The sequence below is a fragment of the Mesorhizobium sp. J8 genome (assembly GCF_016591715.1).
Taxonomy (GTDB): domain Bacteria; phylum Pseudomonadota; class Alphaproteobacteria; order Rhizobiales; family Rhizobiaceae; genus Mesorhizobium.
The window spans coordinates 413208-426088 of record NZ_AP024109.1 but is presented as its reverse complement, the minus strand read 5'-3'; the positions used below and the strand labels follow the sequence as shown (position 1 = coordinate 426088).

The window sequence follows — 12881 nt, the reverse complement described above, 5'->3', positions numbered from 1 at the left end:
TGGCGGCGGCCAGCTGCCTATTTAAAGCGCCGGCCCCAGCCGGACAGGGCTCCCATCGTAGAAGCGCGACAGCCGGAACCGGCTGAGATCGTGCCCGATGTCGTTTCCCTGGATCAGGTCAGAGACGACGCGGCCGATGCCAGGCCCGATGCCGAAGCCGTGGCCGCACATTCCCGTTGCGACGAAAAGACCGCCGATCGCCCGCACTTGGTCCACCACGGGAACGACATCGGGCATCGCGTCGATCATGCCGCCCCAGCCGGCCTTCAGGCGAACTGTCTCGAACCGGGGAAAAAGCTGCTTGAAATTGCGCTCGATCGATCGAAGCTTTGCCGGCTCAGGGGCTGGGTTGAGTACCCGCATTCTCTCGAAAGGACTCTCTGAATCCGGCGCCCAATCGCGCGGCGTCGACCAGCCATCGGGATAGCCCGACGGCGCGAAGGGGAAATAGCGCGTGCCGAACGGATTGTCCCTGAGGGCGGGAAGATATTGGGTGAAGTGCCGGAACGCGTCAGGCCCCAAATAAAGCAAATGGCTGCCGCCCGCGGCGAGCGTGTATCCGCCATCCTGCCTGCGCCTGAAGGCGATATGATCGTCGGCGGCCGCGCCTGCATAGATCTCGGGCAATGGTTCCGTCGCGGCCGCGGTGACGCGGACGCTGAGCTGGGGAATGGACACGCCATGCCTCGCCAGGAACAGGGAAGACCACGCGCCGCCCGCCACCAGCACGGTGGAAGTATCGATATATCCCGCCTCGGTCCACACGCCCTTGATCCTGCCGGCCGCGATGTCGAGGGTGCGCGCGGCGCAATTCTCCACGATCCTGACGCCCTTTCGCACGGCGAGCCTGGCCAGCGCCGGCACCGCCAGCCAAGGCTCCGCGCGCATATCGGAGGGCGTCGTCATCGCGCCTGCGAATCTACGCGACATGCCGGTGATGAGTTTCGCGGTCTCGTCGGCGTCCAGAAGGCGCGTGTCGAGATCATGGATCGCGGCGATCCTCATGAAATCTTCGAACTTGGCCATGTCCTTGTCGGCGTTCGCCAGGTAGGTCACGCCGGTCTGGTTAAGCCCGATGTCTTCGCCGCATTCCTCGGCCAGTTGGCGCCACAGGCGGCAAGCCTCGATGACGATCGGCAGCTCATCCGCGTCTCGCCCCTGCTTTCTGATCCAACCCCAGTTTCGGGAGGACTGTTCGGCCGCGACGCGGCCTTTTTCCAGCAGCGTCACCGGAACGTTTCGGGCCGCAAGGAAAAGGGCCGTCGTCACGCCGATGACACCCCCACCGACGATCACCACCTCCGAAGCCTTGGGCGGTGGCCCAGGGTGTTGGATTGGATCCGCTTCGGTGAACGGGAATATCGGCAAGTGGCGCACCCGACAGGACTGGTTGACGGTTCTGGCTTACCGGTTGTCACCGTCCAAGATCAGGAGCAGCAGAAGGCGGACCGTTGTCCCACGACAGCAAAGGCGGGCTTGAAGCGGTTGGCGAAGCTGTTGGATCCGGCCTAGAGCGGCGCCCCGGCCACGGACCCTCGCACCACTAGATCCACCGGCCAGACCTCTCCGCGCGCGCCCTCTTCGAGCCCCGAAATCCGCGCCGCGAGCCGCTCGGCGACACGCGCGCCGGCGAGGCGGATCGAGGAGCGCGTCGTCGACAGCGGAACCGGGAAATTCTCCGGCCGCAGCCAGGGAAAGACGTCGTCATGGGCGACCAGCGAGAGGTCGCCCGGGATGGTCAGGCCGAGATCGCGCACGGCGCGCACGACGCCCAGCGCCATGATGAGACTGGAGCAGACGATCGCCGTCGGCGGCTCGGCCTCCTCGAGCAGGCGGCGAGCGGCGCGGTAGCCGTTTTCCTCGGTCATGGCGACCGAGCGGATGTGGCGCTCGCCGAGCGTCAGCCCGCTCGTGGCCAGCGCGCGGCGGACGCCGCGCTCGCGGTGGATGGCGAAGGTTTCGCGCTCGTTGCCGTTGATCAGCGCCAAGCGCTTATGGCCGAGCTGGACCAGCAGGCGGGCCGCCTCGTGGAAGGCGCCCTCATTGTCGATGTCGAGATAGGGGTAGTCGAAGTCGAAGCCCTCGCTGCGGCCGTGGACGATGAAGGGAATGCCCAGCGTGTTGACCAGCGCCAGCCGCTTGTCGGCCGGACGCGGCGAGGAGATGTAGACGGCGTCGACCTGGCGGTTGGCGACGATGCGCCGGTAGGTCGTCTCCTCGTCGTCGGCGTCGGCGGGCGAAAGCACGAGGTCGAGCTCATGCGCACGGGCATAGTCGCCGAGGCCGGAGAGAAATTCGACAAAGTGCGGATCGATATCGACGGCGGTCCCCGTCGGCAGCACATAGCCGATCATGCCCGACTTGCCGGTGGCAAGGCGGCGCGCGCTGGGGTTGGGCCGGTAGCCGTGGCGCTTGGCGGCATCCATCACCCGGCGCCGGGTTTCCTCATTGACCTCAGGATAGCCGTTCAGCGCCCGGCTCACCGTGGTCTGCGAGAGCGACAGCATGTGCGAGAGTTGCTTGAGGTTCATCGGAGGCCTCCAGCCTCAAAGCGCTTTCAATTTGAATCGATCCGATGATTGTTGGCAAGGCCGCCAAACACGACCGGACTTTAAATGCCCATCAACGCCGTTTGAAGCAAAATTGCTGCTGCAGCGCCAAAAAAGCATGCTGCAGTGCAACTTATCTATCCGCTCACGCGACATTTAAATCGATTAACGAACTCACCCTCTTGACTTCCAAACGATTCAATGGCGAGATCAAAAGCGGCCAAAGCGCTTTGGAAGTCTCTTCGAAAGGTTGCGGTTGCCCTTTCGCTGAGTCACAGTTCCGCGGGCGTCGGCGGACGAAATGGAGGTTTCGTCCTGTTTGTGACCACTGGGAGGATTTGCGATGAAGAAAATGCTTCTCTTGGGTGCGGCATTCGCGGCACTCACCCTCAGCCTGCCGGCGCAAGCCGAACTGAAGTTCAAGCCGGGCGAGGATCCTAAATTTCATTGGTCGAACTACGACGACCTGAAGAAGGTCGACCTCAAGGGCGAAACGCTGACCATCTTCGGGCCGTGGCGCGGCGAGGACGAAACGCTTGTGCGTTCGGTCCTCGACTATTTCCAGGAAGCGACCGGCGCGGACGTGAAATATTCCTCGTCCGAGAACTACGAGCAGCAGATCGTCATCGACACCCAGGCCGGCAGCCCGCCCAACATCGCCGTCCTGCCGCAGCCCGGCCTCATCCAGGATCTTGCCTCCAAGGGCGTGCTCACCCCGCTGGGCGACGACGTCGCCGCCTGGATCAAGGAGAACTACGCCGCCGGCGATTCCTGGGCCAAGCTCGGCACCTATAACGGCAAGGACGGCAAGCCCGGCTTCTACGCCTTCCCCTACAAGATCGACGTGAAGGGGCTGGTCTGGTACTCGCCCGACAATTTCGACGAGGCCGGCTACAAGGTGCCGAAGACCCAGGAAGAGCTTGCCGACCTCGAGAAGAAGATCATCGCCGATGGCGGCAAGCCCTGGTGCATCGGGCTCGGGTCAGGCGGCGCGACCGGCTGGCCGGCGACCGACTGGGTCGAGGACATCATGCTCCGCACCCAGCCGCCGGAGGTCTACGACAAGTGGGTGAAGAACGAGATCCCGTTCACCGATCCGGCCGTGGTCAACGCCATCGACATCTTCGGCAAGATCGCCACCGACGACAAGATGGTGGACGGCGGCGCCAAGGCGGTCGCGGCGACCGACTTCCGCGACAGCCCGAAAGGCCTCTTCACCGTGCCGCCCAAGTGCTTCATGCACCATCAGGCATCGTTCATCCCGTCCTTCTTCCCCGAGAACGTGAAGCTCGGCCAGGACGCCGACTTCTTCCCCTATCCGCCTTACGCTTCCAAGCCGGAGCTCGGCACGCCGCTTGAGGTGGCCGGAACGCTGGTGATGATCACCAAGGATTCCAAGGCCTCGCGCGAGTTCATCAAGTTCCTCGAAATGCCGCTCGCGCATGAATTGTGGATGGCCCAGAAAAGCTTCGTCACTCCGTTCAAGGCGGCCAACAAGGATGCCTATGGCAGCGAGGCGCTGAAGAAGCAGGGCGAGATCCTGGTCGGCGCCACGACGGTGCGATTCGACGGATCCGACCTGATGCCCGGCAAGATCGGCGCGGGTTCGTTCTGGACCGGCATGGTCGACCTGGTCGGCGGCAAGTCCGCGCAGGACGTCGCCGCCGACATCCAGAAAAGCTGGGACGGCATCAAGTAAGCATCCCGAAATCCTCCTCATCCTCCACCTGGATCCGGGCCACGGCCCGGGTCCAACCGGCGGCCACGCCGGAAGCCTTCGCGTTTCGATTGTTCCGAATAACCGAAAGTCGGTGCATCCGATCGCCAGCCCCGGCTGAGCGATCATGCGCAGGGAGAGGGACCCATGGCGGCTCAGATTTTCTCGGCCATATTCGTCATCATCATCGGCGTCGGCGGCTGTGTCGCCTATTTCTGGGGCGCCAACAGACTGCTCGACCTCATCTTCCCCTCACGCGGGGTATCCGGCGCCGCCGCCATCAACAATCTGCGCCGGCAGGGATATGTGCGGCCGTGGCTGTTCGTCGGCCCGGCGCTGATCATTCTTGCCGTCTACCTGATCTATCCGGTGATCGCGACCCTGTGGCTCTCCTTCTTCGACCGCAGCGGCACCAGCTTCGTCGGGCTCGCCAACTATGAATGGGCGGCCGGCGATCACGATCTGCGCAACTCGATCCTCAACAACATATTGTGGCTTGCGGTGGTGCCGGCCGCCTGCACCTTCCTCGGTCTGGTCATCGCCGTGCTGACCGACAAGATCTGGTGGGGCACCATCGCCAAGAGCCTGATCTTCCTGCCGCTGGCGATCTCCTTCGTCGGCGCCAGCGTGATCTGGAAATTCATCTACGAGTATCGCGGCGAGGGCCAGGTGCAGATCGGCCTGCTCAACGCCATCATCCAGTATTTCGGCGGCCAGCCGCAGGTGTGGATATCGCTGCCGTTCTGGAACAATTTCTTCCTGATGGTGATCCTGATCTGGATCCAGACCGGCTTCGCCATGGTGATACTGTCGTCGGCGCTGCGCGGCATCCCGGAAGAGACGCTGGAGGCGGCGGTGATCGACGGCGCCAACCCGTTTCAGATCTTCTGGAAGATCATGGTTCCGCAGATCTGGGGCACCATCGCGGTTGTCTGGACGACCATCACCATCCTGGTGCTGAAAGTGTTCGACATCGTGCTGACCATGACCAACGGCCAGTGGAACAGCCAGGTGCTCGCCAATCTGATGTTCGACTGGATGTTCCGCGGCGGCGGCGATTTCGGCCGCGGCGCCACCATCGCCATCATCATCATGATCGCGGTCATTCCGATCATGGTCTGGAACATCCGCCAGGCCAACAAAGAGACGGGGGGGCACTGAGATGGCGACCAAGACCGGAAAGTCCTTTGTCGGCCGTTTCGGCGTCCACATCGCCGTGCTCGTCTTCGTGGCGATCTGGACCATCCCCACCCTCGGCATCCTCGTTTCGTCGCTGCGCGACAAGGACCAGATCGTCGCGTCGGGCTGGTGGAACTCCTTCGCCAATTCCAGCCAGAGCGAGGCGGGACGGCTGCCGGGCGCGTCGGCGCAAACCCAGAAGGACGGCAAATACGTCATCGAGGGCAACATCTTCGGCGATGGCCCCAAGCGCGAGATCAGCGCCTTCGGCGTGAAATCTTCTGCGCCGACGCAGTACAAGGCGGGATCGGTCGCCGACCTCAATGAGGGCGTCACCCTGCAGATGAATGCCGATGGCGGCTTTGTGCTGTCGTCACCGAAGGCCTTCGAGGGCGACCGCGGCCAGCGCGTCTACTATGCCTCCTCGGCGCCGCCGAAATTCACCACCGAGAACTACAGAACCGTGCTGTTCTCGGAAGGCATAGGCCGCTCCTTCATGAACTCGCTGACGGTGACCATTCCGGCGACCGTGATCCCGATCCTGATCGCCGCCTTCGCGGCCTACGCGCTGGCCTGGATGCGCTTTCCAGGCCGGGCGCTGCTGATCGCCGTCATCATCGGCCTTCTGGTGGTGCCGCTGCAGATGTCGCTGATCCCGCTGCTCAGGCTCTATAACGGCGTCGGCACCTTCTTCGGCGTGCCGTCCAAGACCTATCTGGGCATCTGGCTGGCACATACCGGTTTCGGCCTGCCCTTCGCCATCTACCTGCTCAGGAGCTACATCGCCGGACTGCCGCGCGAGATCATGGAATCGGCGCGCATCGACGGCGCCAGCGACTTCGAGATCTTCGTCAAGATCGTGCTGCCTCTGTCCTTCCCGGTGCTTGCCTCCTTCGCCATCTTCCAGTTCCTGTGGGTATGGAACGATCTGCTGGTGGCGATGGTTTTCCTCGGCACGGCACCCGACCAGATCGTGCTGACGGCCAAGCTCAATGCGCTGCTCGGCTCGCGCGGCGGCAATTGGGAGATCCTCACGACATCGGCCTTCATCACCATCATCGTGCCGCTGATCGTGTTCTTCTCGCTGCAGCGCTATTTCGTCCGCGGGCTGCTTGCCGGCTCGGTGAAAGGAGGTTGAAGACATGCAATCGGCTTTGAAGGCGACTTCGAGACCAGACCCCGCCATCGACCGCGACTGGTGGCGGGGCGCGGTGATCTACCAGATCTATCCGCGTTCCTATCAGGACTCCAACGGCGACGGCATCGGCGACCTGAAGGGCATTGTTCAGCGGCTGCCCTACATCGCCTCGCTCGGCGTCGACGCCATCTGGATCTCGCCCTTCTTCAAATCGCCGATGAAGGATTTCGGCTACGACGTTTCAGATTATTGTGACGTCGACCCGATGTTCGGCACGCTCGCCGACTTCGACGCGCTCGTGGCGGAAGCCCATCGGCTCGGCCTCAAGGTCATGATCGACGAGGTGCTGTCGCACACCGCCGACATCCACCCCTGGTTCAAGGAAAGCCGCTCCAGCCGCAACAATCCGAAAGCCGACTGGTATGTGTGGGCCGACGCCAAGCCCGACGGCACGCCGCCCAACAACTGGCTGTCGATCTTCGGCGGCTCGGCCTGGCAGTGGGACACCAGCCGTCAGCAATATTACATGCATAATTTCCTGGCCGAGCAGCCCGACCTCAACTTCCACAACAGAGAAGTCCAGGACGCGCTGCTCGACATCACCCGCTTCTGGCTCGAGCGTGGGGTCGACGGTTTCCGGCTCGACACCATAAATTTCTACTTCCACAGCCAAGGGCTGGAGGACAATCCGCCGCTGCCGCCGGAACAGCGCAACGACCAGACGGCGCCGGCGGTCAATCCCTACAACTACCAGGACCATATCTACGACAAGAGCCGTCCGGAGAATCTCGGCTTTCTCGAGCGTTTCCGCGCGCTCCTCGACGAATATCCGGCGCAGGCCGCCGTCGGCGAGGTGGGCGACTCGCAGCGCGGCCTCGAAGTGGTCGCCGCCTACACCGCCGACGGCAAGCGCGTGCATATGTGCTATTCCTTCGACTTCCTGGCGCCGGAGAAGATCAGCGCGGCGAAAGTGCGCGCGGTGCTGGAAGCCTTCGGCCGGGTCGCCAGCGATGGCTGGTCCTGCTGGGCCTTCTCCAACCACGACGTGATGCGGGTGGCCTCGCGCTGGGCCGCCAACGAAGCGGATCCGATCGCCTATCTGAAGGTGATCTCGGCGCTTCTGATGTCGCTGCGCGGCTCTGTCTGCATCTATCAGGGCGAAGAGCTCGGCCTTGGCGAAGCGGAGCTGAAGTTCGAGGACCTGCAGGACCCCTACGGCATTCGCTTCTGGCCGGAATTCAAGGGCCGCGACGGCTGCCGCACGCCGATGGTGTGGGAGGCCGCGGCCAAGAATGGCGGCTTCTCGACCGCAAAGCCCTGGCTGCCGGTGCCGGGCCGGCACCTGTCCCAGGCCGTCAGCGTGCAACAGGGCGACGCAAGCTCGCTGCTTGAGCACTATCGCCGCTTCCTCGCCTTCCGGCGCCAGCATCCGGCGCTGGCCAAGGGCGACATCGACTTTATCGAAAGCGATGGCGACACCGTCGCCTTCACCCGCCGCGAAGGCAATGAGCGGATCGTCTGCGCCTTCAACCTCGGCAGCAAGCCCGCCGAGATCGATCTTGGCAAAGGTGCGCTGCAACCCTTGCCCGGGCATAGCTTTTCGGGACAGACTGGCAGCGGGCCGGTCCGCATCGGCGGCTACGGCGCCTGGTTCGGACGCATCGACTGAACTTCTAAAACAGAGATCAACGGGAGAAGAAAAACATGGCCGATGTCACGCTCAACCAGGTGAAGAAATCCTACGGCAACCTCAACATTCTCCACGGCATCGACCTTGACATCAAATCGGGCGAGTTCATCGTCTTTGTCGGACCGTCGGGCTGCGGCAAGTCGACCCTGCTGAGGTCGATCGCCGGCCTCGAGGAGATCACCTCGGGCGAGTTGAAGATCGACGGCCAGGTGGTGAACGACGTGCCGCCGTCGAAGCGGGGCATCGCCATGGTGTTCCAGTCCTATGCGCTTTATCCGCACATGACCGTCTACGACAACATGGCCTTCTCGATGAAGATCGGCAAGGAAAGCAAGGCCGAGATCGACAAGCGTGTGCGCCAGGCGGCGGAGATCCTGCAGCTGACCAAATATCTCGACCGCCTGCCCAAGGCGATGTCGGGCGGCCAGCGCCAGCGCGTCGCCATCGGCCGCGCCATCGTGCGCAATCCGAAGGTGTTCCTGTTTGACGAGCCGCTGTCGAACCTCGACGCGGCACTGCGCGTCGCCACCCGCATCGAGATCGCCAAGCTGAAGGAGCAGATGCCGAACACGACCATGATCTACGTCACGCACGACCAGGTCGAGGCGATGACGTTGGCGGACCGCATCGTGGTGCTGAAGGAGGGCCGCGTCGAGCAGGTGGGTACGCCGATGGAACTCTACAAGCGTCCAGGCAATCTGTTCGTCGCCCAGTTCATCGGCTCGCCGGCGATGAACATATTGCCGGCAAAGATCGAAAAGGCTGGCAATCCGACCGTGGTCAGCCATGTCGGCGATCGCAAGGCAACGGTGCCGATCGCAACGCCCGCCTCGGCGAACGGCACGGCGGTGAGCTTCGGCGTGCGGCCGGAGGATCTTACGATCGCCACTGGCACGGACTACCTGTTCGAAGGCAAGGTCGACTATATCGAGCAGCTCGGCGAGGTTCAGCTCGTCTATGTCGATATCGGCCGCACTGACCTGCCGCTGGTGGCCAAGCTGCCGGGCAATGTCGAGGTCAAGCGCGGCGAGACGCTGCGGCTCAATGCCAGCTCCGGCGATCTGCACATCTTCGACGCCGACGGCCATTCCTTCACGCTGCATCGCGAGGAAGCCAAGGCAGCCTGAAGTGCCGACCTGAAGCCGATGCGGAAAAGAAAACGGCGGGCCAAGGCCCGCCGTTTGTGGTTGTGCAGGCTGTTAGCGGCCGAAGAGGTTACGGTCGCTGCCCTGGGGGGCCTGCTTGTGAACGTCGTTCGACGAGTTCAACAGCTTGTAGACCGTCGAGTCGGTGTTGATCGAGGACGTGCGCGTGGTGTCCACGGCTGAAGCCGGCTGGTTGGCGCGGACCTCACCGGTATGGCCGCTTTCCGCGGCAAAAGCAGCGCCGGAAACGGCCAGCAGGGCGGCCGTGGCAAGAACGATCTTCTTCATTTCAATGCTCCTGAATTCCATGGTCCGACCCATGCGGCGGGCAAGCCCGCCGCCGGGTCGAGGTCGGCTGTTAGTTATTGCCGAAAAGGTTGTGGTCGGCGCCCGTCGTGGCGGGCTGCTGAGTGGCCGGCGCGGACTTGTGGACCGAAGCCGTGTAGGACGAGTCGACCTGGGCCGACGCCTGATTGGCCTCGTTCGGGTTGTAATGGTCGCTACCAGCGAAAGCGCTGCCGGAAATTGCCAGAAGGGCTGCGGCAGTGAGAACAATCTTTTTCATTTTTGCTACTCCAGTATCTTTATTCCGTCCGTCTAGCGGCGTGTCTTGGGAATGAAATCGCGTCGTTCGGACAACGCTGATTTGGGTGAGCCGACTGCCGGATTCCAATCACGAAGTTTTTCCGTCTGGACCATGAATCCGCATCTTGAAGTTTTCATAAGCATGCCTACGACCTTGTTTTTATGTAATTTAATCAATAGCTTATGAGGATCTCGCCGTTGGCTCACCAAATGTATCGGGGCGCCAACGTTCACACCGTCCTGCACGCACCGTCAACAGAAACGAACCGTTCAGTTCGATTTTAGAATCTCCTAATAGTCACTTTTCGATACTGTTAACCATCCTACCCCCCGTCCGAAGGGCGTTTCGGCGCGCTCCAGAACCATGTTCAGGCTGAAGGCTGAAGGCCAAAGGGGCGTCCGTGCCGGAGGGAGCCGCAGCCGCCTCCTTGTCGAGGCTGGAAATCGAAGCTTGAACCGCCGGTTGAATCACAAAATGGTCGCGATGGTGCCTACGCGCTCAGGCTTGCCAAGCAAGGATCGAGTGTTTACAGGCGTTGTTCAGGGGCCAGGCAAGGATGCGACCGGCAGCAGCCAGCTTGCAGAGCGGGGTCAGGAACATGCCTCTTTCCGAGGTCTATGCCGTTGCGAGCAAGGACATCGTGTTCGAATCCTTCGACGGCGAAGCCGTCGTGCTCGACCTTTCGACTGGCAGATATTTCGGCTTCTCCGATTCCGGCAGCAAGGTGTGGCAGGCACTGTCTTCGGGCGTCGGTACCGAGGCTCTGATCCTGTCGGCCGCAGGCGCCGCGATGGTCGGCGCCGATGCGCTCGAGGCGTTCATTGCGCGGCTGGTCGAGCTTGGGCTGTTGGCCCCTTCCAGCGCAACGCCACTGCCCCCTCCCGACGATTTGCCCGCGGCGCTGGCTGCGGCGAGCGAGCCGCTCGATGTCAGCGTCCATGACGATCTTGCCGACCTCATCACCGTCGACCCGATCCACGAGGTCGAGGAGCCGCTCGGCTGGCCGGCCGTCAAGCAGGTGCCCTGAGCGGGCGGCCCCGGGTCGAGCCGGGCTGGAACAGACCATGCCACGCGTCACCCTCGATACTTTGCCGGACTATGCGCGCTTCCTGCTTGCCGCCGCCGAGAGCGCGGCCGGGCGGTTCCCGGTTCGGCGGACCGTGCGCCTGCCCGGGCTGGACTTGACCGCGCATCTCGATGCCGGCGCGCTGGCGGATGCCATGGGCGAGGCCTTCATCGAAACCAGCGGCGATCCGCCGGACCCCCGTCAATGCCATATCTTCATCGGCCATCCAGGTATCGGCGACATGCCGGCGCCGGCAAGTTGGGGCGATGCGCGTTTCACCGAACACGGCTTTGCCCAGAAACTCGCCGAGGCGGGACTGCGCGGCCATCATTTCCACGATCTGGACTTCTGGCAGGTCTACGACCCCGGGCGGCGCGTCGGCGTCCAACTGATGCGCTCGGCCGACGCGTATCCACCCTGGGAGCAGGGAGCGCCGCTGCGGGCCTTCCTGCACTGGGAATACGCCGCCCGCGGCATGCGCCTTGCCCATGCCGGCACTCTGGGCGTCGAGGGCAAGGGCGTGCTGCTGGCCGGCGCCGGCGGTGCGGGAAAATCCGGAACCGTCGTTGCGGGATTGCTCAACGGGCTGGACAGCGTCGGCGACGATTATGTGCTCATCGACCTCGGTAACGGCGTGACCGCGCGACCGCTGTTTTCGGTCCTGAAGCAGGATCCGAAGGGTTTTGCCCGGCTCGGGCTGGAAAGGCGGCTGGGCACCGACCGGCCGCTGAACTGGCAAGGCAAGCATGTCTTTCACATTACCGAGATCGCGCCACGGCCGATACCTGCAACCCTGGACATCCTTATGTTGATGGTACCACATATCGGCGGCGGCGAGACAAGTTCGATCGTGCCGATATCGCGCAAGGACGCAATGATCGCGCTGGCGTCGTCCGGCATCGCGCAGATGCCTGGCGAGCGGGAAAGCGGCTTTCGCTTCTTCAGCGATGTCACACGCCTGCTGCCGTGCTACCGGCTTTTCCTCGGGACGCATCCGGAGGAGATCGCCGGTACGATTGCGGATTTCCTTGCGCGGGCGCCCGATGAAGCTGAGCGTGATCATGCCGGTCCATAACCGCGAGCGCTTCGTCGTCCCGGCCCTGCGCTCGCTGCTGCGGCAGCGCGATGCCGCCGACCTCGACATCATCGTCATCGACGACGGCTCGACGGATGGATCGGCCGAGGTGGTTCGCTCCATGGCTGACGAGAACCCTTGCATCCGCCTGTTCCAGCACGCTCATATGGGCGTTGCGGCTGCCCGTAATGCCGGGCTGCGGCAATTGCCAGCGGATGCCGGCTTCGTGTCCTTCCTCGATTCCGACGACATTTCGCTTGCCAACCGGTTCAAGGCCGATCTCGCCCACTTCGAAACGCATCCCGAACTCGATCTGACTTACTCGCTGATGTGCCTGGTCGACCGTATCGACGACGAGACGTTGGAGCCGGCCGCGGACAGCCGTATGATGACGCTTCGCGGGCTCTCCCTGAGCACCGCCCTGTTCCGCCGGGCGCTCGTCGACCGCATCGGCTGGTTCGACGAGGAGTTCGAATTGTCCGAGGACACGGACTATCTGCTGCGCGTCTTCGAAACGGGTCCCCGTTACGAACTCCTGGACAGCGTCGCCATCTACTACCGGCGCCATGCGGGGAACGTCACCCGGCGGAATGACGGCAGGTTGCGCGACTATCTGCGGGCGATCCACAAATCGATGCGACGGCGCAGGGCGAACCCTTCGCTGCGCGAGGCTCCGGGCTTTTTCGAATACAAGAGCCCACCGGACTGGCAGGTCATGTGATGGGCGCCGGGGGGC

12 protein-coding genes are annotated in these 12881 nt (G+C 63.2%); 8 read left to right on the top strand and 4 right to left on the bottom strand.

From position 1 onward, the window contains the following. Positions 1–21 precede the first annotated feature (21 nt). Both MJ8_RS02095 and MJ8_RS02090 read right to left on the bottom strand, forming a co-directional pair. Positions 22–1368, bottom strand: coding sequence for an NAD(P)/FAD-dependent oxidoreductase (locus MJ8_RS02095; RefSeq protein ID WP_201412862.1), 1347 nt, complete (start codon positions 1366–1368; stop codon positions 22–24). Positions 1369–1508: 140 nt separating this feature from the next. Continuing rightward, on the bottom strand, positions 1509–2531 hold the full coding sequence (locus MJ8_RS02090) for a substrate-binding domain-containing protein (RefSeq protein WP_201412861.1): 1023 nt from the start codon (positions 2529–2531) through the stop codon (positions 1509–1511). A gap of 361 nt (positions 2532–2892) precedes the next feature. On the opposite strand from MJ8_RS02090, the gene MJ8_RS02085 reads away from it, so the two are divergent. The 5 genes from MJ8_RS02085 (at position 2893) to MJ8_RS02065 (ending at position 9400) form a co-directional block, all read left to right on the top strand. After that, positions 2893–4248 (top strand): ABC transporter substrate-binding protein, encoded by a 1356-nt coding sequence (locus MJ8_RS02085; protein WP_201412860.1) that lies wholly within the window; start codon positions 2893–2895, stop codon positions 4246–4248. 165 nt (positions 4249–4413) lie between these two features. Continuing rightward, positions 4414–5427 (top strand): carbohydrate ABC transporter permease, encoded by a 1014-nt coding sequence (locus MJ8_RS02080; RefSeq protein WP_201412859.1) that lies wholly within the window; start codon positions 4414–4416, stop codon positions 5425–5427. A 1-nt stretch (position 5428) separates the two neighbouring features. Beyond that, positions 5429–6583 (top strand): carbohydrate ABC transporter permease, encoded by a 1155-nt coding sequence (locus MJ8_RS02075; RefSeq protein WP_201412858.1) that lies wholly within the window; start codon positions 5429–5431, stop codon positions 6581–6583. A gap of 4 nt (positions 6584–6587) precedes the next feature. Then, the gene (locus MJ8_RS02070; RefSeq protein ID WP_201412857.1) at positions 6588–8252 is read left to right on the top strand and encodes an alpha-glucosidase; all 1665 of its coding nucleotides are present in this window, start codon (positions 6588–6590) and stop codon (positions 8250–8252) included. 35 nt (positions 8253–8287) lie between these two features. After that, positions 8288–9400, top strand: coding sequence for an ABC transporter ATP-binding protein (locus tag MJ8_RS02065; protein ID WP_201412856.1), 1113 nt, complete (start codon positions 8288–8290; stop codon positions 9398–9400). A 72-nt stretch (positions 9401–9472) separates the two neighbouring features. Here the strand turns inward: MJ8_RS02065 and MJ8_RS02060 are convergent, their stop codons facing one another. Together MJ8_RS02060 and MJ8_RS02055 are read right to left on the bottom strand one after the other, a co-directional pair. Then, the gene (locus tag MJ8_RS02060; RefSeq protein ID WP_201412855.1) at positions 9473–9706 is read right to left on the bottom strand and encodes a DUF680 domain-containing protein; all 234 of its coding nucleotides are present in this window, start codon (positions 9704–9706) and stop codon (positions 9473–9475) included. 70 nt (positions 9707–9776) lie between these two features. Further along, positions 9777–9983 carry a DUF680 domain-containing protein gene (locus MJ8_RS02055; protein WP_140754706.1) on the bottom strand — a complete coding sequence of 69 codons (207 nt, stop codon included), beginning with the start codon at positions 9981–9983 and terminating at the stop codon, positions 9777–9779. 619 nt (positions 9984–10602) lie between these two features. On the opposite strand from MJ8_RS02055, the gene MJ8_RS02050 reads away from it, so the two are divergent. Genes MJ8_RS02050 through MJ8_RS02040 form a run of 3 tightly spaced genes read left to right on the top strand, consistent with a single transcriptional unit; the run spans position 10603 to position 12866 of the window. Continuing rightward, positions 10603–11031, top strand: a complete 429-nt coding sequence (locus MJ8_RS02050) for a PqqD family protein (protein ID WP_201412854.1) — start codon at positions 10603–10605, stop codon at positions 11029–11031. A 37-nt stretch (positions 11032–11068) separates the two neighbouring features. Further along, positions 11069–12145 carry a serine kinase gene (locus tag MJ8_RS02045; RefSeq protein ID WP_201412853.1) on the top strand — a complete coding sequence of 359 codons (1077 nt, stop codon included), beginning with the start codon at positions 11069–11071 and terminating at the stop codon, positions 12143–12145. Next, entirely contained in the window at positions 12114–12866 is a 753-nt protein-coding gene (locus MJ8_RS02040; RefSeq protein WP_201412852.1) for a glycosyltransferase family 2 protein, read from the top strand. The genes MJ8_RS02045 and MJ8_RS02040 overlap by 32 nt, the downstream gene beginning before the upstream one ends. Positions 12867–12881 lie beyond the last annotated feature (15 nt).

Bases quoted from the DNA above. Each gene is read 5' to 3' on its own strand.
- MJ8_RS02040 (WP_201412852.1), top strand. From the start codon at position 12,114: ATGAAGCTGAGCGTGATCATGCCGGTCCATAACCGCGAGCGCTTCGTC.
- MJ8_RS02070 (WP_201412857.1), top strand. From the start codon at position 6,588: ATGCAATCGGCTTTGAAGGCGACTTCGAGACCAGACCCCGCCATCGAC.
- MJ8_RS02080 (WP_201412859.1), top strand. From the start codon at position 4,414: ATGGCGGCTCAGATTTTCTCGGCCATATTCGTCATCATCATCGGCGTC.
- MJ8_RS02050 (WP_201412854.1), top strand. From the start codon at position 10,603: ATGCCTCTTTCCGAGGTCTATGCCGTTGCGAGCAAGGACATCGTGTTC.
- MJ8_RS02055 (WP_140754706.1), bottom strand. From the start codon at position 9,983: ATGAAAAAGATTGTTCTCACTGCCGCAGCCCTTCTGGCAATTTCCGGC.
- MJ8_RS02065 (WP_201412856.1), top strand. From the start codon at position 8,288: ATGGCCGATGTCACGCTCAACCAGGTGAAGAAATCCTACGGCAACCTC.
- MJ8_RS02045 (WP_201412853.1), top strand. From the start codon at position 11,069: ATGCCACGCGTCACCCTCGATACTTTGCCGGACTATGCGCGCTTCCTG.
- MJ8_RS02075 (WP_201412858.1), top strand. From the start codon at position 5,429: ATGGCGACCAAGACCGGAAAGTCCTTTGTCGGCCGTTTCGGCGTCCAC.
- MJ8_RS02090 (WP_201412861.1), bottom strand. From the start codon at position 2,531: ATGAACCTCAAGCAACTCTCGCACATGCTGTCGCTCTCGCAGACCACG.
- MJ8_RS02085 (WP_201412860.1), top strand. From the start codon at position 2,893: ATGAAGAAAATGCTTCTCTTGGGTGCGGCATTCGCGGCACTCACCCTC.
- MJ8_RS02060 (WP_201412855.1), bottom strand. From the start codon at position 9,706: ATGAAGAAGATCGTTCTTGCCACGGCCGCCCTGCTGGCCGTTTCCGGC.